General features: G+C 61.4%; 19 protein-coding genes. 6 read left to right on the top strand and 13 right to left on the bottom strand.

The annotated features are described in order from the left end of the window. Positions 1-78: 78 nt before the first annotated feature. The 8 genes from phnC to phnG form a co-directional block, all read right to left on the bottom strand. Complete coding sequence (phnC, locus tag AX760_RS23090; RefSeq protein ID WP_071835356.1) at positions 79-921, bottom strand: phosphonate ABC transporter ATP-binding protein; 843 nt, start codon at positions 919-921, stop codon at positions 79-81. Between the two features lie 138 nt (positions 922-1059). Next, complete coding sequence (locus tag AX760_RS23085) at positions 1060-1674, bottom strand: DapH/DapD/GlmU-related protein (RefSeq protein ID WP_071835355.1); 615 nt, start codon at positions 1672-1674, stop codon at positions 1060-1062. After that, positions 1671-2378, bottom strand: coding sequence for a phosphonate C-P lyase system protein PhnL (gene phnL, locus AX760_RS23080; protein ID WP_071835394.1), 708 nt, complete (start codon positions 2376-2378; stop codon positions 1671-1673). Before phnL ends, AX760_RS23085 begins: the two co-directional genes overlap by 4 nt. A gap of 64 nt (positions 2379-2442) precedes the next feature. Further along, on the bottom strand, positions 2443-3219 hold the full coding sequence (gene phnK / locus AX760_RS23075; protein ID WP_071835354.1) for a phosphonate C-P lyase system protein PhnK: 777 nt from the start codon (positions 3217-3219) through the stop codon (positions 2443-2445). Beyond that, the gene (locus AX760_RS23070) at positions 3216-4091 is read right to left on the bottom strand and encodes an alpha-D-ribose 1-methylphosphonate 5-phosphate C-P-lyase PhnJ (RefSeq protein ID WP_071835353.1); all 876 of its coding nucleotides are present in this window, start codon (positions 4089-4091) and stop codon (positions 3216-3218) included. Before AX760_RS23070 ends, phnK begins: the two co-directional genes overlap by 4 nt. After that, on the bottom strand, positions 4088-5200 hold the full coding sequence (locus tag AX760_RS23065) for a carbon-phosphorus lyase complex subunit (RefSeq protein ID WP_071835352.1): 1113 nt from the start codon (positions 5198-5200) through the stop codon (positions 4088-4090). Before AX760_RS23065 ends, AX760_RS23070 begins: the two co-directional genes overlap by 4 nt. A gap of 3 nt (positions 5201-5203) precedes the next feature. Then, on the bottom strand, positions 5204-5821 hold the full coding sequence (phnH, locus tag AX760_RS23060; protein ID WP_071835351.1) for a phosphonate C-P lyase system protein PhnH: 618 nt from the start codon (positions 5819-5821) through the stop codon (positions 5204-5206). Then, positions 5821-6291 (bottom strand): phosphonate C-P lyase system protein PhnG, encoded by a 471-nt coding sequence (gene phnG, locus AX760_RS23055; RefSeq protein ID WP_071835350.1) that lies wholly within the window; start codon positions 6289-6291, stop codon positions 5821-5823. The genes phnH and phnG overlap by 1 nt, the downstream gene beginning before the upstream one ends. Before the next feature lie 95 nt (positions 6292-6386). Between phnG and phnF the strand changes: the two genes are divergently transcribed. Next, entirely contained in the window at positions 6387-7109 is a 723-nt protein-coding gene (gene phnF / locus AX760_RS23050; protein ID WP_083531299.1) for a phosphonate metabolism transcriptional regulator PhnF, read from the top strand. Positions 7110-7160: 51 nt separating this feature from the next. Here phnF and AX760_RS23045 read toward each other — a convergent pair whose 3' ends face one another. The 3 genes from AX760_RS23045 to AX760_RS23035 form a co-directional block, all read right to left on the bottom strand. Beyond that, positions 7161-8000, bottom strand: a complete 840-nt coding sequence (locus AX760_RS23045) for a fumarylacetoacetate hydrolase family protein (protein ID WP_071835348.1) — start codon at positions 7998-8000, stop codon at positions 7161-7163. A 92-nt stretch (positions 8001-8092) separates the two neighbouring features. Beyond that, positions 8093-8641: a gluconokinase gene (locus tag AX760_RS23040; protein WP_071835393.1), complete on the bottom strand. Its 549-nt coding sequence runs from the start codon at positions 8639-8641 to the stop codon at positions 8093-8095. After that, the gene (locus AX760_RS23035) at positions 8616-9383 is read right to left on the bottom strand and encodes an SDR family oxidoreductase (RefSeq protein WP_071835347.1); all 768 of its coding nucleotides are present in this window, start codon (positions 9381-9383) and stop codon (positions 8616-8618) included. The genes AX760_RS23040 and AX760_RS23035 overlap by 26 nt, the downstream gene beginning before the upstream one ends. A gap of 174 nt (positions 9384-9557) precedes the next feature. On the opposite strand from AX760_RS23035, the gene AX760_RS23030 reads away from it, so the two are divergent. Further along, positions 9558-10583 (top strand): GlxA family transcriptional regulator, encoded by a 1026-nt coding sequence (locus tag AX760_RS23030; RefSeq protein ID WP_083531297.1) that lies wholly within the window; start codon positions 9558-9560, stop codon positions 10581-10583. A 58-nt stretch (positions 10584-10641) separates the two neighbouring features. Here AX760_RS23030 and fba read toward each other — a convergent pair whose 3' ends face one another. Then, on the bottom strand, positions 10642-11688 hold the full coding sequence (gene fba, locus AX760_RS23025) for a class II fructose-bisphosphate aldolase (protein WP_071835346.1): 1047 nt from the start codon (positions 11686-11688) through the stop codon (positions 10642-10644). A gap of 763 nt (positions 11689-12451) precedes the next feature. Here fba and AX760_RS23020 point away from each other — a divergent pair. The 4 genes from AX760_RS23020 (at position 12452) to AX760_RS23005 (ending at position 17804) form a co-directional block, all read left to right on the top strand. Next, entirely contained in the window at positions 12452-14050 is a 1599-nt protein-coding gene (locus tag AX760_RS23020) for a peptide ABC transporter substrate-binding protein (RefSeq protein ID WP_071835345.1), read from the top strand. Between the two features lie 74 nt (positions 14051-14124). Continuing rightward, entirely contained in the window at positions 14125-15048 is a 924-nt protein-coding gene (oppB, locus tag AX760_RS23015; RefSeq protein WP_071835344.1) for an oligopeptide ABC transporter permease OppB, read from the top strand. Continuing rightward, a complete protein-coding gene (locus AX760_RS23010) occupies positions 15041-16186 on the top strand; it encodes an ABC transporter permease (RefSeq protein WP_071835343.1) in 1146 nt (381 codons plus the stop codon). Before oppB ends, AX760_RS23010 begins: the two co-directional genes overlap by 8 nt. Position 16187: 1 nt before the next feature. Continuing rightward, a complete protein-coding gene (locus AX760_RS23005; protein ID WP_071835342.1) occupies positions 16188-17804 on the top strand; it encodes an ABC transporter ATP-binding protein in 1617 nt (538 codons plus the stop codon). A 36-nt stretch (positions 17805-17840) separates the two neighbouring features. Here AX760_RS23005 and AX760_RS23000 read toward each other — a convergent pair whose 3' ends face one another. Next, entirely contained in the window at positions 17841-18878 is a 1038-nt protein-coding gene (locus AX760_RS23000; RefSeq protein ID WP_071835341.1) for a LacI family DNA-binding transcriptional regulator, read from the bottom strand. Between the last annotated feature and the right edge of the window lie 34 nt (positions 18879-18912).

Here is an 18912-nt window from a genome sequence, read left to right as displayed (position 1 = left end):
CGTTTGTCCGGCTGTGCCGGATCGTGTTCGGTTTCGAGGATAGGCACCCTTGACGCGGGTTTTCGATCCTGTCGGTCCTTAAAGGCCGGCCAGAGCCAGCGGCTGGGGGCTGGCGGATTCCTGAATGCCCCTGGCTTTCGCCACGGGAATATTGATGCTGGTCGAGGTCATGCTCTCGTCGAGATCCGAGCCGGAACCATAGATTTCGCTGACGGCAGAAGCCGTCAGTTCCGATGGCGGACCGTCAAAGACAACGCTGCCATGGGCCATGCCGATGATCCGCTCGCAGTAATTGCGCGCCGTATCCAGCGTGTGCAGGTTGGTGACAACGGTGATGCCGTCACGTTCATTGATGTCGCGCAGCGCATCCATGACGATCTTGGCATTCAGCGGATCGAGCGAAGCGATCGGTTCGTCGGCAAGCAGCATCTTCGGCTGCTGCATCAAGGCGCGCGCAATTGCGACCCGCTGCTGCTGGCCACCGGACAGGGTGCCGGCTGGCTGAAGCGCGGTCTGCTCGATACCAAGCCGCTCCAGGGCGCCGATCGCCGCGATCCGCTCCTCGCGGGTGAACATGTTGAGGATACTGAGCACCGTCGAGCGATGATTGAGGCGGCCGAGCAGCACATTGGTCAGGACGTCGAGACGCGGCACGAGATTGAATTGCTGGAAGATCATTGCGCAATCGCGCTGCCAGTTGCGCAGCGCCGCCCCGCGCAGCGTTGACACTTCGAGATTGCCGAAATGGATAGAGCCCGAGGAAACGTCGTTCAGCCGGTTGATCATGCGCAGCAGCGTCGACTTGCCGGCACCCGAGCGTCCGATAATGCCGACCATCTGGCCCTGAGGAATGTCGAAGGTCACGGAATCGACCGCAATCTTCTTGCCGAATCGGCGGGTTACATTCTTCAGCTGAAACATGGTCGATCACTTCCTGTTCGCGATATCCATCATCGATGTATCGAAGGCTTTAACGCTGTTTCATGAAGCCGCAATGTCAGTTTCGTGTAAGTTCTGTTACAATGAAAAGCCCGGAAATCCGGGCTTTTCAGATTGAAATCAGGCGTTGTGACGTGAAAGAAAAGCGTCTGCATCGAGCATGCGGAAATCATCCAGCGCGTCGCGCAAACGGGCATGGTCCCAGTCCCACCAGGCGAGTTTTTCGAAGCGGCCGGCGATCTCATGCCCGAAGCGATCACGGATCAGCCGGGCCGGCACGCCCCCCACGATCGTGTAGGGCGCAACATCCCTGGAGACGACGGCACCGGCCCCGATCACCGCACCGTTTCCCACCGTGACGCCGGGCAGCACCGTCGCCCCATGTCCGATCCAGACGTCATGGCCGATCACGACGCGATTGCCCCTGCGCCAGGCAAAAAAATCCTCGTCACCCCCGGCATCCGCCCAGTAGTCTCCGGCGCGATAGGTGAAGTGATGCAGCGTCGCCCGCCAGACGGGGTGATTGGTGGCATTGATGCGGACGGAGGCGGCAATATTGGCAAACTTGCCGATGGTGGCACACCAGACCGAGCCATCCTGCATGATGTAGGAATAATCGCCGATCTCCGCCTCGCTGATCCGGCAGCGCTCGGCAATCTCGGTGTAGCGGCCAAGTGACGAGGCATCGACCGAGGCGCTTGAATGGATGAGTGGTGTTTCGGAAAGCTTGGTCATGCGGCGGCCTTTCGCGGCGAAAAGGCAGACACGTCGATAATCCTGTCGGCAACCGCCTCGCGCACTTCCGCGTCATGGAAGATGCCCAGCAGGGCAGTCCCGGCCTGCTTCTTGGCGGCGATCATCTCGACCACGACGGCGCGGTTCTTTGCGTCGAGCGAGGCCGTGGGTTCATCGAGCAAAAGGATCGCATGCTCCGTGATGAAGCCGCGGGCAATATTGATCCGCTGCTGTTCGCCACCGGAAAAGGTTGCCGGCGGCAACTGCCAGAGCTCGCGCGGCAGGTTGAGCCTTGCAAGCAGTTCGCAGGCCCGATCGCGCGCGTCCTCGAGCGCGACACCACGCGCGAGCAGTGGATCGGCGACGACATCGATGGCGGAGACGCGCGGCACGACGCGCAGGAACTGGCTGACATAGCCAAGCGTATCGCGCCGGACCTCCAGCACAGCCCTTGGATCGGCATGGGCAAGATCGACCCGCTTTCCGCCATGATCGATGAGGATCTGCCCTTCATCCACGCCGTAGTTGCCATAGAGCATCTTCAAGATCGAGCTCTTGCCGACACCGGACGGTCCGCCGAGCACCACACATTCGCCGGCCTTCACGGAAAAGGACACGCCGGTGACGACGGGCAGTTGCAGACCGTCCCGCAGATGCATGGTGAAACTCTTGGCGACTTCGGAAACAACAAGGGGGGTAGCCATGGAATAATCCTTTATGTGCATGGTCTTGTCCGAAAACCGGTTCCCACGTTCCGGGACCAGGCGACTAGACCTGCAGGATCGAGGAAACGAGGAGCTGGGTGTAGGGCTCGCGCGGGTCGTCGAGCACCCGGTCGGTGAGGCCCTGTTCGATAACCAGCCCGTCCTTCATCACCATCATCCGGTGCGACAGGAGCCTGGCAACGGCGAGGTCATGGGTAACGATGATCGCCGACAGACCGAGATCGTGGACGAGCCCCCGCACCAGATCGAGCAGGCGCGCCTGCACCGAAACGTCGAGCCCGCCTGTCGGCTCGTCCATGAAGACGAGGCGCGGCGCAGTCACGAGATTGCGGGCGATCTGCAGACGTTGCCGCATGCCGCCGGAAAAGGCGCGCGGCTGGTCGTCAATGCGGTCTTCCTCGATCTCGACGCGGCGCAGCCAGTCGGCGGCCGTTGCGCGGATATTGCCGTAGTGGCGGTCGCCGACGGCCATCAGCCGCTCGCCGACATTGGCGCCGGCCGAAACCGTCATGCGCAGCCCGTCCGCCGGGTTCTGGTGCACGAAGCCCCAGTCGGTGCGCATCAGGAAACGGCGCTCCGCCTCGGCCATGCGGGCAAGATCGCGATACTGGCCATCGCGCATGTGATATTCGACCTTGCCTGATGTCGGCATCAGCCGCGTCGACAGACAGGACAGCAGCGTCGTCTTGCCGGAGCCGGATTCGCCGACAATCGCCAGCACCTCGCCCGGCCAGAGTTCAAACGAGACGTTCTGGCAGCCGATGCGGCTGCCATAGAATTTCGAGACGTCGTTGACCTTGAGAAGTGGAACGGTGGTCATTCGGCAGCCTCCTGCGCCAGCAGATGGCCGACATGGCCATGCGCGCGGCGATCCTCGCAATGATCGGTATCGGAGCAGACGAACATGCGTCCGCCGCGGTCATCGAGCACGACTTCGTCAAGATAGACTTGCTCCGCGCCGCAAAGCGCGCAGGGCTTGTCGAAATGCTGGATCTCGAAGGGGTGATCCTCGAAGTCGAGGCTGACGACCTGCGTATGCGGCGGAACCGCGTAGATCCGCTTCTCGCGACCGGCACCGAACAATTGCAGCGCATCCGACATGTGCATTTTCGGATTGTCGAACTTCGGTGTCGGCGACGGATCCATCACATAGCGACCCTCGACCTTGACCGGATAGGCATAGGTCGTGGCGATATGGCCGTTGCGGGCGATATCCTCGTAGAGCTTGACGTGCATCAGGCCATATTCCTCGAGGGCATGCATCTTGCGGGTCTCGGTCTCGCGGGGCTCAAGGAAGCGCAAGGGTTCCGGGATCGGTACCTGGTAGACCAGCGTCTGGCCTTCGCCGAGCTTCTCTTCCGGAATGCGATGGCGCGTCTGGATGATCGTCGCATCCTTCGTCTTCGTCGTTACCGCGACATTGGCGACCTTCTGGAAGAAGGCCCGGATCGAGACCGCATTCGTCGTATCGTCGGCCCCCTGGTCGATGACCTTCAACACGTCATCGGGCCCGAGAATTGCAGCCGTCACCTGCACACCGCCGGTGCCCCAGCCATAGGGCATCGGCATTTCGCGCGATGCAAACGGGACTTGATAGCCGGGAATGGCGATCGCCTTGAGGATCGCGCGGCGGATCATCCGCTTGGTCTGTTCGTCGAGATAGGCAAAATTGTACGTGGCAAGGTCAGTCATTCGGCTGCCTCCTTCATATCCGGCTTGGGCCCCTGGGATTTCGCGGCCACATGCTCCCTCCGCATCCGGCGCACGAGATCGAGTTCAGCCTGGAAATCCACATAATGCGGCAGCTTCAGGTGTTCGACGAAACCGGTCGCCTGGACATTGTCGGAATGGGAGATGACGAACTCCTCGTCCTGCGCCGGAGCAACGATATCCTCGCCGAACTCCTGCGCCCGCAGGGCCCGATCAACCAGCGCCATCGCCATCGCCTTGCGTTCGCTCTGGCCGAAGACGAGGCCATACCCGCGCGTGAACTGCGGCGGCTGCTTGGCCGAGCCGCTGAACTGGTTGACCATCTGGCACTCGGTCACGCGGATCCGGCCGAGCGACACGGCAAAGCCGAGTTCGGGAATATCCATCTCCACCTCGACTTCGCCGATGCGGATTTCGCCGGCGAAGGGATGGGTGCGGGCGTAACCGCGCTGGGTCGAATAGGCGAGCGCCAGAAGAAAACCCTCGTCGCCCCGGGCCAGCGCCTGCAGGCGCAGGTCGCGGTTGAGCGGAAATTCCAGCGGTTCGCGGGTGATGTCACCCGGCACATGATCTTCCGGCAGCATGCCATCGGGTTCGATCAGCCCCTCGCCGGCCAGAATCTCCGACACCCGCATGGTCACGGCATCGCCGACGTCTTTCTGCTCCGGCTCGTCAACCGGACCATCTTCCAGCAAGGACGGGTCGAGCAGTCGGTGTGTGTAGTCGAAGGTCGGCCCCAGAAGCTGGCCGCCCGGCAGGTCCTTGTAGGTGGCCGAGACGCGGCGCTCGATCTTCATGTCCGCAGTATCGACCGGTTGCGCATAGCCGAACCGCGGCAGCGTTGTGCGATAGGCGCGCAGAATGAAGATCGCCTCGATCATGTCGCCCCGCGCCTGGGTCACGGCCAGCGCGGCCAGCGAACGGTCGTACAGCGACGCTTCCGCCATGACACGATCAACGGCAAGGCCCAGCTGGGCGACGATCTGCGCGATGGAAATGGCCGGAAGCGACCGATCGCCCCGGCGGCGATCGGCCAGCAACCGGTGCGCATTGGCGATGGCAGCCTCGCCTCCCTTGACGGCAACATACATGGCTCAAGCCTCCTTGCGGCGAAGTTTGACGGTGCGTGGCAGGCACAGCGCCGCATCACCGGCGACCAGAACCAGATCGACGCCGCGCGGGAACACAGAGCGGTTTTCGTTCCAAAGCGTCAGGAAAATGTCGGGAAGGCCGACCGGCGAGATTTCAACTTCGCCCTTGATGCCCGGCCCGGCCCCGATCATCGCGGGACCGCCAGACAAAGCGGCAATTTCAATGACGAGCGTCGTCGATCGGTCGGGATAGTCCTGCGTGCCCAGGGCAAACTGGTTGAAGCCAGGCACCATTGCGCCGGCTTCGACAAAGGCGAACCGCGCCTCCGGCTTCACATCCGTAACCGGCGCACCGGTATGGAAGGCGAGCCAGGCGGGAACGGCTGATTGCGCCTGCGTCTGCGTCAGCCACGCAGGCGTGTCGGTATCGCAGAGCGTCAGCGCAATGGCTCCGGCCCCGCGCCCCATCGGCTCGGGCGGCACAGCCGATGCGTCGATCGCAACAACGGTGCCCGGACGGGCCATGCCGTCCATCAAGGCCCGAAATACCGCCTGCGACTGGAACACGGGATTGTCGAACGCACCGGCGTAGACAGCATTGGCATCTTGAACCTCGACCATCAATTCTCTCCCCTCACCATGGTGAAAAAGTCGACGCGGGTGGCGGCGGTCTGCTCGGCCTCCAGCCTGTCCTGCGCCGCGATGCGCTCTTCGACCGCAAGCACCAGCGCCTCGACAACGCCACGCTGCTCCGGCCTTTGCCACAGCGCATCGAAAACGGCGGCAAGCCGTGCTTTTTCCTTTTCGGTCCCGAGCATCTGCCCGTGGCCGATTTCACCGGTGCCGAGACGGACCGTGGCGCGCGTCACGGTCGCCTCGCCGAGATTGAAGGGATCGCCACCGCCGCCGATGCGCCCCCGGACCATGACAAGACCGGTCTCGGGTCCACGAACGGCAAAGACCTCCGGGGCAGGCTGGACGCTCTGCAGTGCAGCGCGCATCTCTTCCACGGTTGCCTGTGCGAGAAGCCGCATGCAGCGGTGGCGTTCGCTCTTTTCCGGCTCAATCTGGTTTTGTTTGATCGCGTCCATTGCCTTCACCCAAAATGTCTATTAATCTAGACAACCATACATCATGGTTTTTTCTAGAATTAAAACGTGACAGAGTGATGACGCGGGCAGGAAGAATGGTTGAACGACAGATCGGCGTGGCATTGTGGCGGCAGATTGCTGATAGAATCCGGCTATCGATCAGCAATGGCGACTATGACGCAACAGGCATGGCGCCACCGGAAACCGTGCTGGCCGCACAATTCGGCGTCAACCGTCACACGGTGCGCAGCGCGCTTGCCTCCCTGGCCGACGAAGGACTTGTCACTGCCGTTCAGGGCCGCGGTACGATGATCACCCGCAAGGAACGGCTTAACTTTCCAATTTCCAGGCGCACGCGGTTCTCGCAGGGGCTCGGCAACCAGGCCCGGGATCTGGAGGCTCGCCTGCTTGATCACGCCCAGATGCCTGCGACACGGGAGATCGCCGACGCGCTTGGGCTTGCGCCGGGAGCGCCCTGCATCCGGCTCGACCTTCTGAGCAGCGCCGACGGGCGGGGCGTGTCCTGCTCGACGAGTTATTTCTCGGCGGAACGCTTCCCGCAGATCGCCGCGCATTTTGCGACACTGGGTTCGATCACCAGATCCTTTGCCGCAAGCGGCCTCGACGACTATGTCCGGGCATCGACGGAGATCGTCGCCCGCCATGCCGATGCCAACGAGCTTGTCCTTTTGAAACTGTCGCCGGGCGCCATCGTCATCGAGGCGCAGGCGATCAATGCCGACCTGCAGGGGCGACCGGTACAATATTCGCGAACCCGCTTTGCCGCAGATCGCGTCAAGCTGACGATCGAGACATGAAAATGGCGCGGATGCTGTCGCACCGCGCCGATTTCCAATGGATCGAACCGATCAGATGTCGGCGACAACAGTCTGTTTCTGTGAACCGAGGCCTTCGATACCCAGTTCGATGACATCGCCGGCCTTCAGATACTGCGGTGGCTTGAAGCCCATGCCGACGCCGGGCGGTGTGCCGGTCGAGATGATGTCGCCGGGATGCAGCGTCATGAACTGGCTCAGATAGCTCACCACATGGGCGACGCCGTAAACCATGGTCTTCGACGAACCGTCCTGCTTGGACACACCGTTGACCGTCAGCCACATTTTCAAAGCCTGCGGGTTGGCAACCTCGTCCTTCGTCACCAGCCATGGACCAGTCGGGCCGAACGTGTCGCAGGATTTACCCTTGGTCCACTGACCGGACCGCTTGGTCTGGAAATCACGCTCGGAAACGTCGTTGATGACGCAATAGCCGGCAACGTGCTCGAGCGCGTCGGCTTCGCTGACATATTTGGCGCGTTTGCCGATGACGACGCCAAGTTCGACTTCCCAGTCGGTCGCTTCCGAACCGCGCGGGATGACGACGTCGTCATTCGGGCCAACGATCGCCGACGTCGCCTTCATGAAAATGACCGGCTCCGGCGGCACAGCCGCGCCGGTTTCGGCCGCATGGTCGGCATAGTTGAGGCCGATGCAGATGAATTTCCCGGTGCCGGCGACGCAGGCCCCAAGCCGCGGATTGCCTTCGACCAAGGGCAGCGCAGCGATATCGAGACCGCCAGCCCAGCCCATATCGGCAATGGCATCGCCGCCAACATCGGCAATGACGCCGCTGAGGTCACGGATCTGTCCGTCGCTGTCCAGAATACCGGGCTTCTCGCTGCCCGCCGGGCCGTATCGCAAAAGTTTCATGGTGTCTCTTCCCTAGCGTCGTTTGTCTTTCGATGCCTGACAAACCAAAGCAGGATCGTCTTGTAAAGCCGTTTTTATCGATAAAAGACACTTTATGTCGCGGCCACAAGCGTCCTCAGGCCATCAAGCGCCTGCCGTGCGATCGCGTCTATCGAGAGGGTGACGTCAACAGTGACGACGGAGGGTTCGGCATTCGGCGGTTCCAGCGCGGCAAACTGGCTGTCGATCAGCGACGCAGGCATGAAATGTCCGGGCCGGTTTTTCATCCGCGCCTCGAACACGGCACGGGATCCTTCCAGGAACACGAAGGCAAGCTGTCCACCTGCGGCAAGCCGCAATCGCTCGCGGTAGATCTTCTTCAATGCCGAACAGGAAATCACGATCGTCTCGCCGCGAAGTCGACTTTCCGCAAGATGCCGGCCGATGACATCGAGCCAGGGCCATCGATCGCCGTCGTCGAGGGGCGTGCCGGCCGACATTTTTGCGATATTCGCAGGGGGATGCAGACTGTCGCCCTCGATAAAACGGCACTGCAGGGCCTCTGCCAGCTTTTCGCCCACAGACGTCTTGCCGCAACCGCTGACCCCCATGACGATCACCGCCATGTTGGGCAGATCAGAGTGATGTTGTGATGCCGCCATCGACATAAAGCGTGTGTCCATTCACGAAAGAGGATGCGTTGCCCGCAAGGAAGACAGCGGAACCGACGAGTTCGTCGACATTGCCCCAACGGGCTGCGGGCGTGCGCTTTTCCAGCCAGGTGGAGAATTCGGGATTGTCGACCAGCGCCTGATTGAGCGGCGTCTTGAAATAGCCAGGCGCAATGGCGTTGATCTGCAGCCCGTATTTCGCCCAGTCGGCGCACATGCCGCGCGTCAGGTTTTTCACGGCACCCTTCGTGGCGGTATAGGGCGCTATGCCCGGTCGCGCCAGTTCGCTCTGCACCGAGGCGATGTTGATGATCTTGCCGCGACCCCGCGCAATCATGTGCTTGGCAACGGCCTGCCCGACATAGAAGACACTGGAGATATTGGTCGCCAGCAGCAAGTCCCACTTGTCCGCGGGAAAATCCTCAAGCGGCGTGCGAAACTGCATGCCGGCATTGTTGACGAGAATATCGATCGGCCCGAGCGTCTCCTCGATCCGGGCAACACCCTCGACCACCGAATCACGGCTGGTCACATCGAAGACTGAACCCTCGACCGTGATCCCTTTTTCCCTCAGCGCCACGACGGCGGCTTCGACCTTGTCTGCCGACCGGCCGTTCAGGACCACGGAAGCGCCATGCGCCGCAAGGCCCTCGGCCAGCGCAAAGCCGATGCCCTGGCTGGATCCCGTGATCAGCGCCCGCCGACCGCTCAGGTCAAACAATGGAAAACCCATATGCATTCTCTCCCACTACGCCCATTGTTTCACAATCAGGGTGACCCCGCCTATATATGTTATCGATAACATCCACAATATGCATGAAGCGGCCAGGGTTGAATTGGCACCCACTTCCTGTCTTCTGCCCGATCCGCTAGGCTTGGATAGCCGCTTCAGGACAGTCCCTTGCCCATGACCTTCGCCAACGACCTCGACCGCTTCGTGCCGAAAAGCGCCGCCTCGTTCAGCCTCGAACGCAATCAACAGATGCGCGACGTGGTCTTTCTCCTGATGCCGCATCTCTCGATGATCGCCTTCAGCTCAGCGATCGAACCGCTGCGCGTCGTCAACCAGCTAACCGGACAGATGCTCTATCGCTGGCACCTGCTGTCGCAGGACGGCCAGAATCCCGTCTGTTCCAACGGCGTCGAACTGGTTGTCGCCGGCGGGCCGCGTGCAATCGATCGCACGGCGCTGCTCCTTGTCTGCGCCGGCATCACGCCGAAATCACTGGCGAGCAAACAGACCCTGTCCTGGATCCGCGGCCATCGCAGGCGCGGTGGCATGGTCGGCGGCATCTGCACAGGCGCCTTCGTTTTGGCGGAAGCCGGGCTTCTGGAAAACCGGCGCTTCACCGTACACTGGGAAAACCGCACGGGTTTTCTCGAAAACTTTCCGGACCTTACGCCGACGACCCACATCTTCGAGGCCGATGACGGCATCATCACCAGCGGCGGCGGCAATGGCTCGATGGACATGATGCTGTCGCTGATTGCCGCCGATCACGGCGAGGCGCTGGCCCGGGCGGCCGCCAATATGTGTATCCACGGAACGATCCGCAACGAGGCCGTGGATCAGGTCTTCTACCGTGAGGAAGGTGCCAGCATTCCCGATGCGCCGAAGCTCGCGGCGATCATTCAGATCCTCGACCAGAACCTGGAAAACGCGATCGACGTGCCTTTTCTCGCGGCGAAGGTCGGCCTCTCCCGCCGGCAGGTGGAGCGGCTTTTCCGGACTAGCCTCGGGGTCAGTCCAGCCGTCTTCTATGAAAGACGACGGCTGGAGCGGGCCCGCTCGCTGCTCATCGACACGCCGATCAGCATCTCGGAAATTGCCGCAGCCTGCGGCTTCCGCAATGCCCAGCATCTTTCGCAGCGTTTCGACCGGCATTTCGGAACGACGCCCCACCGTTTGCGCCGGGCGTCGCTCGGAAAATAGAGCCGTTCCAAGAAAAGTGTGAAACGGTTTTCCATCCGGAACGGCGTAAAAGCAAAGATCACGCGGCTTTGGAATAGCCCTTTGCCATATCCGGCAGACGCTTGACCCGGATTTTCGATGCCTGGCCGGCTGTGTTGAAGGCGATGAAGCGCTCCTTGCAGACCTCGACCATGAGGGCCGTCGCCGGCTTCAGGTAGTTGCGCGGATCGAAATTATCAGGGTTCTCAAGATGATGCTTGCGGATCATGCCGGTAAAGGCAAGGCGCAGGTCGGTATCGATATTGACCTTGCGCACGCCGAGCGGAATGGCCTTCTGGATTTCCGACACCGGAACGCCCCAGGTCTGCTTCATCTTGCCGCCATTGGCCGTAAACAGGTCCTGCAACTCCTGCGGCACCGAGGACGACCCATGCATGACCATATGGGTGTTGGGCAGGCGCTTGTGGATCTTCGCGATCGTCTCGATTGACAGGATCTCGCCATCCGGCGCGCGGGTGAATTTATAGGCACCATGGCTGGTGCCGATGGCAACGGCCAGCGCATCGACGCCGGTCTTTTCGACAAAGTCGAACGCCTGCTCCGGATCGGTCAGCAGCTCCTCGCGCGACAGCTTGCCCTCGAAACCGTGGCCATCTTCCTTCTCGCCGGCGCCCGTCTCGAGATTGCCGAGACAACCAAGCTCGCCTTCGACCGAAACGCCGGCCGCATGGGCGATCTTCACGACCTCTGCCGTCACTGCGACATTGTAGTCATAGCTGGCTATGGTCTTGCCGTCGGCCTGCAGCGAACCGTCCATCATCACCGAGGTAAAGCCATTGGTGATCGCCGAAATGCAGGTCGATGGCTGATCGCCGTGATCGAGATGCAGGCAGACCGGGATGTGCGGATATTCTTCTGCAGCGCCCAGGATAAGATGGCGCAGGAAGGCATCGCCGGCATAGGCACGGGCACCGCGGCTGGCCTGCAGAATAACCGGCGAATCCGTTGCGTCGGCCGCGCGCATGACAGCCTGGATATATTCCAGATTGTTGACGTTGAACGCCGGCAGCGCATAGGCATTCTCCGCGGCATGGTCGAGCAATTGCCGCAACGTAATCAAGGCCATTCCAGATCTCCCCTTTTCCCTGCGCATTTGGAATAGTCGCACCGTTGGCGCTGCGCATCCTGTTTCTGTTCAACCGGTCACGAGCCGGTGACCACATATGACCTCTGATTCTGCGAAACCTTGATGGCACGCCCGGACATTACCGAAAATCGCGGTTTCCCTGCACAATAATTGATGAAAACGGTTTGGCAACGCTTTTGCAAAGCCAGCACGCCGAGCGATCAAACCTTTTCGAACGGTTTGTCTGTGGATGAAAAACAACAAGCGGTCAGGCAGCATTTCACGCAGGGGTGGTGAAATGTTGATCAGCTCAAGAGCGATGACCGGGCAAGAGGACGCGGATATTTTGCCGTTGAAACAGCCGGTTCAATGCTTGCGAAGACATGACGGGGCCGTCATCAGATCCAAACCTTTGGGCTCTTGAGGAAACATAAATCCCCACGAACGCTTTTTCCTTTCTGCATATTACGTAAACGGAACTTTTCCTTGTCGTTCATTGTTTCTCGCAAGCCTTTTTATAGCGGATCGTTTTTGGGCGTTTTTGCCTTCGAGAAAGGAGGAGCCATCGATCCCCGATAGACAGAAGGCGCGACAGGGGGCGCAAAAACGATGACTATCGCCGGGATTGGAATACAACCATTGCGATAACATTAGTCTGGACTTATAGAACAGGCTGCAATTTCCAGAGGATCGAGCCTTGCGTTTGCCCTGAAATTGGATTTTGTTCTGCCCTTCAAAACCAAAAAAGGGGAAGGACACAGTTATGTCGTCGCTCAAAATCAATCTTCGCGCTGCAGCCCTGCTTGGCTCGCTGCTCATCGGTGCAAGCCCGGCGCTGGCCGAGGCCGTTCTCCATCGCGGCAATGCCGGCGAACCGCAGACGCTCGACCAGCACCACACCTCGATCAACATCGAGGAATTCATCCTGAAGGATCTCTATGAGGGCCTGACCGTCTATGACGCGGCCGGCAAGATCGTTCCGGGCGCAGCCGAAAGCTGGACCGTTTCCGATGACGGCACCGTCTACACCTTCAAGCTGCGCGCTGATGCCAAATGGTCGGACGGCTCCCCGGTGACCGCCGGCGATTTCGTCTTCTCCTTCCAGCGCGTCGAAGACCCGAAGACCGCGGCCGGCTACGCCAACATCCTGTTTCCGGTCAAGAACGCCGAAAAGGTCAACAAGGGCGAAGTGCCGCTCGACCAGCTCGGCATGAAGGCTGTCGACGACAAGACGCTCGAAATCACGCTGGAGCGCCCCACCCCATTCTTCCTCGAACTGCTGGCGCACCAGACCGCGCTGCCTGTCTCCAAGGCGAGCGTCGAGAAGAACGGCGCCGATTTCGTCAAGCCGGGCACCATGGTCTCCAACGGCGCATTCAAGCTGGCCGCCCATGTGCCGAACGACAGCCTGACGGTCGAGAAGAACGCATCCTACTGGGATGCCGCCAACGTCAAGCTCGACAAGGTGATCTTCTACCCGATCGACGACCAGGCTGCCTCCGTGCGCCGCTTTGAAGCCAAGGAAATGGACATCGCCTATAACTTTTCGGCGGATCAGCTGGAGCGCCTGAAGGCAGCCTATGGCGCGCAGGTCCGTGTTTCGCCAACGCTTGCGACCTATTATTATGCCTTCGATACCCGCCAGGAACCCTATAGCGATGTGCGCGTCCGACAGGCGTTGTCGATGGCCGTCGATCGTGATTTCCTCGCCAAGGAAATCTATTCCGGCTCGCAACTGCCGGCCTATTCGATGGTCCCGCCGGGCATCGAGACCTATGGCGATCCGTCCAAGGCCGATTTCGCCGAGATGTCGCAGCTCGACCGCGAGGACAAGGCCGTCGAACTGATGAAGGAAGCCGGCTATGGCGAGGGCGGCAAGCCGCTCGCGATCGAAATCCGCTACAACACCAACCCGAACCACGAACGCGTCGCAACCGCTGTCGCCGACATGTGGAAGAACACGTTCGGTGCGACCGTGACCATGGTCAATCTGGACGTCTCCTCGCACTATGCCTACCTGCAGGAAGGCGGCGCGTTCAACGTCGCACGCGCCGGCTGGGTGGCGGACTATGCCGATGCCGAGAACTTCCTGGCGCTCAGCGTGTCCACCAACAAGACCTTCAATTACGGCCACTATACCAATCCGGATTTCGACGCCCTGATGAAGAAATCCTACGAGGAGACCGATCCGGCCGCCCGCTCGAAGATCCTCCATGAAGCCGAAGCCCTGATGATGAAGGAACAGCCGGTCGCGCCGTTCCTGACGCAGGCCGACCTCTGGCTCGTCGCCGACAAGGTCAAGGGCTGGCAGGACAATGCCGCAAACCAGCATCTGAGCCGTTTCCTGAGCGTTTCCGAATAAGCTCCGATCAATGGGTAGAGGGCGACGCGCCGGCAGGGTGACCTGTCGGCGCGTCCATCCCTGAAGGCAAAACAATGTTCTCTTTCGTCCTGCGCCGTCTGGCGAGTGCGGTGCCGACGCTGTTCATCGTCGTCACCATCTCCTTCTTCCTGATGCGGTTCGCCCCCGGCGGTCCGTTCAATCTCGAGCGACCGCTGCCGCCACAGACCATGGCCAACCTGATGGCAACCTATCAGCTCGACAAGCCAATCTGGACGCAATACGGCACCTACATCACCAACGCGGTGACCGGCGATTTCGGCCCCAGCTATATCTACAAGGACAACACGGTCGCCCAACTGATCGGCAAGGGCCTGCCCTATTCGCTCGAACTCGGCTTTTATGCGCTGATCCTGGCGCTGTTCGGCGGTGTCCTGGCAGGGACGATCGCCGCGCTCCGGCAGAACAGCCTGCTCGATTTCGCCATCATGTCAGTCTCGACCGTTGGCGTCACGGTTCCCAATTTCGTCGTCGGCCCGGTGCTGACTCTGGTCTTCGCGATCACACTCTCCTGGTTGCCGGCCGGCGGCTGGGGCGACGGCTCGCTGCGCTTCCTGATCCTGCCGATGATTGCACTGGCCTTGCCGCAGCTCGCGGTCTTTGCGCGGCTGACGCGCGGCTCGATGATCGAGGCGCTGCACACCGACCATATTCGGACCGCCCGCGCCTACGGTCTGCCCGCCCGCACCGTCGTCGTCACCCATGCGATGCGCGCCGCCATGCTGCCCGTGGTCTCCTATCTCGCACCCTGCGCCGCCGCATTGCTCACCGGCTCGGCCGTGGTCGAGACGATCTTCACCATTCCAGGGGTTGGCCGCTATTTCGTGCTCGGCGCCATCAACCGCGATTACACGCTGGTTATGGGCACCGTCATTCTCGTCGCCATCTTCGTTATCGTTTTCAATCTTCTGGTCGATATTCTCTACGGCCTTCTCGATCCGAGGGTTCGCCATGACTGATATCGCCACCCCAGCAGCCCCGCTGCCGGACAACAGCAGTCCCGAAATGCAGGGCCGCAGCCTCTTCCAGCTGGCTCTGATCCGATTTCGCCGCAATCGCGCCGCCATGGCAGGCTGCGTCATGCTGGTGCTGATTGCGCTGTTTTCCTTCCTTGGGCCACATTTTGTCAGCCACAGCTATGACGAGGTGTTTCCATCCTATGTCACGATCCCGCCCAGCCTGGAGCCGCGTCCCGATGCCTCCAGCCTGCAGGGCGTGATGGAAAGCATCGCATCGCGGGCCCGCGTCGATCTGAAGGAATTTGCCGTCGAGGGCGAAACCTTCACCGTGACCTTCACCTCGGACAAACCGATCGATCCGCGCACCACGCGCTACGTCGACCGGGCCAATGAATTCGGCGATGCCACGATCGTGGCCACGGAAGATGACGGCCGGACGGTGAAAATGTCCGGTGCGGTTGATCGCGAATATTTCCCCTTCGGCACCGACGGCAACGGCCGCGACCTGCTCGTGCGCGTCATGCTTGGCGGCCAGATTTCCATCGCTGTCGGCGTTCTCGCCAGCCTGGTGTCGCTTGGCATCGGCGTGCTCTACGGCGCCACATCAGGCTATATTGGCGGCCGGGTCGACAATGTCATGATGCGGCTGATCGAGATCCTCTATTCGCTGCCCTTCGTTTTCCTTGTCGTCGTTCTCGTCGTCTTCTTCGGCCGCTCCTTCATCCTGATCTTCCTCGTTATCGGTGCCGTGGAATGGCTCGACATGGCCCGCATCGTGCGCGGCCAGACACTGGCGCTCAAGCGCCGCGAATTCGTCAGTGCGGCGCAGGCCCTGGGGCTCACCGACTGGCAGATCATTCGCCGGCACATCATTCCCAACACGATCGGTCCTGTCATCGTCTTCGTCACCGTCGTCGTGCCGAAAGTCATCCTGCTCGAAAGCTTCCTGTCCTTTCTCGGTCTCGGCGTCCAGGCGCCGCTGACGAGCTGGGGCGCGCTGATTGCAGAAGGCGCCAACAACATCCAGTCGGCGCCATGGCTTTTGATCTTCCCCGCCATTTTTTTCGTGCTGACACTGTTTTCGCTGAATTTCGCCGGCGATGGCCTGCGCGACGCACTCGACCCGAAGGACCGCTGACATGGCTGACCACAACGGGACAGACACACCAGAAACCATTCTCGCCGTTCGCGGCCTGACCGTGAATTTCGCGACACCGGACGGCACCGTACAGGCCGTCAAGGGCATCGACCTTGATGTCAAGGCCGGCGAAACGCTCGCCGTCGTTGGAGAATCCGGCTCCGGCAAGAGCCAGACGATGATGGGCATCATGGGCCTGCTTGCCGGCAACGGCAGCGTCTCGGGCTCGGCACGATATCGCGGCCAGGAACTGGTCGGCCTGCCGCACAAGGCGCTGAATGCGGTGCGCGGCGCGAAGATCACCATGATCTTCCAGGAGCCGATGACCTCGCTCAATCCGCTCTACACGATCGGCCGGCAGGTGGCGGAACCGATCGTCCATCATCGCGGCGGCAGCTTCAAACAGGCCCGTAAGCGCGTGCTCGAACTCTTGGAACTGGTCGGCATTCCAGATCCGCAGCGCCGTATCGATAGCTATCCGCATGAACTGTCGGGCGGCCAGCGCCAGCGCGTGATGATCGCCATGGCGCTCGCCAACGAACCGGACATCCTGATTGCCGACGAACCGACGACGGCGCTTGACGTCACCATCCAGGCGCAGATCCTCGATCTTCTGCGCTCGCTGCAGGCCAGATTCGGCATGGCGATCGTGCTCATTACCCATGACCTCGGCATCGTCAGGCATTTTGCCAACCACGTCGCCGTCATGAGACGCGGCGAGGTCGTCGAGACCGGAACGACCGCCGAGATCTTCGAGGCCCCGAAGGCGGATTATACCCGCATGCTGCTCGATGCCGAACCGAGCGGCCGCAAATCATCGCCGCCCGACACTGCGCCGATCATGCTGGAGGGCCGCAATGTCATCGTCGACTATGCGCTGGGCGGGGGTCTGTTCAGCGGAAAATCAGGCACCTTCCGCGCCATCGATGACGTCTCCCTGCGCTTGAAACAGGGCCAGACCATCGGCATCGTCGGCGAATCCGGATCCGGCAAGTCGACGCTCGGGCGGGCACTTCTGCGGCTGATCCCGAGCAGCGGCTCCTACACATTCGAGAGGACGGACATTTCCAGCTTCGATCGCGGCGCCATGCGGCCGCTGCGCAAGCAGTTGCAGCTGGTCTTCCAGGATCCCTACGGATCGCTGTCGCCACGTCAGACGGTGGGCGAGATCATCACCGAAGGCCTCTACGTGCACGAGCCGCAACTGAGCCGCGCCGATCGCGACAGGCGGGCGATCGCGGCCCTGACTGAAGTCGGCCTCGATCCCGCCTCGCGCAACCGCTACCCGCACGAATTCTCCGGTGGTCAGCGCCAGCGCATCGCGATTGCCCGGGCCATCATCCTGAAGCCGAAGATCGTCATTCTCGACGAGCCGACCTCGGCTCTCGACCGCTCCGTGCAGGGCCAGGTCATCGATCTCTTGCGCGACCTGCAGAAGGCGCATGGCCTATCCTACATCTTCATCAGCCATGATCTCTCGGTGGTGAAGGCGATGTCGGACTATGTGGTCGTCATGAAGAACGGCAAGATCGTCGAGGAAGGCGAAACCGACGCGATCTTCGATGCGCCGAAGGCAGCCTATACCCAGACCCTGATGGGCGCCGCCTTCACTGCCTGAGCTTGCAGCACAAGGCTGTCAGGCGATACAGTCGGATCAGGTGCTTTCGCGTTCGATGACACGGTAACCGGTGAGCGTGATCTCCTCGGCGGTGCCGCCTTCGCCCTGGATGGCCTCAATCAGCTTGGTGGCGGCAAGTTGGCCGATGTCGTAGCAACCGACATTGATCGTCGTCATGCGCGGATGGCTGCAGGCTGAGATTTCATAGTCGCCGAAGCCGGCAATGGCGATGTCTTCGGGTACACGCAGACCCCGCCGCCGACATTCCATCAGCGCGCCGAAGGCGGAGAGATCGGAGACGCAGAGCACGACCTGCGTATCGGGCCAGCGATCGAGAAGACTGACGATCGCCTGCGCGCCCTGCTCCATGGAAATGGGCGGCACGCCAAAGGAAATCACCCGCCCCGTCGGCAGGCCCAGCTCCTCCAGTGCCCGAACGAAACCGGCCCGTCGCTGACTGCCGCGCGTGTCGCGCGATGTCGTGCCACCAATATAGCCGAAGCGCGTATAGCCCTTTGCGGCCAGCGTGCGGACCAGAAGCGCCATGGCCTCGCCATTCGAGAAACCAACGACCTGGTCGACCGGATTGGTCGGGATATCCCAGGTCTCGACCACGGGAATGGCTGCCTTTTCCAGCATGCGCCGCGCCCGCGCCGTATGCGCGCCGCCGGTCAGGATAATGCCCTCCGGGCGCCGGCGCAGCATCGATTCGATCAGCTTTTCCTCGCGCTCGACCGAATAATCGGTATAGCCGAGCAGCAGCTGCAGGCCGGTGTTTTCCAAGGCATCGGTGATGCCGCGCGCCGTATCGGAAAAATTCGAATTGTTGATCGAGGGAATGATCGCCGCAACGAAGCCCGTCTTGCGCGAGGAGAGGCTGCCGGCGGCCTGATCCAGCACGTAGCCGAGATCGTTGACAGCCGCCATGATCCGCTCGCGCGCCTCTTCCGAGACATAGCTGTTCTGGCGCAGTGCCCGGGAAACGGTCATGGCCGATACGCCAGCCTTGCGCGCCACGTCCGCCATGGTTGGCGCGGGTATTTCTCCCGGTTTGCTGCCTGCAGACTTGATCATCGCCCCGCCGTTCCCGTGTTCGTCCCCAAGCCCT

Origin of the sequence: Pararhizobium antarcticum (assembly GCF_001885585.1) — a bacterium.
Lineage (GTDB): Bacteria > Pseudomonadota > Alphaproteobacteria > Rhizobiales > Rhizobiaceae > Pararhizobium > Pararhizobium antarcticum.
Note: the sequence above shows the minus strand (reverse complement) of the source record. Positions and strands in the feature narration are given on the sequence as shown.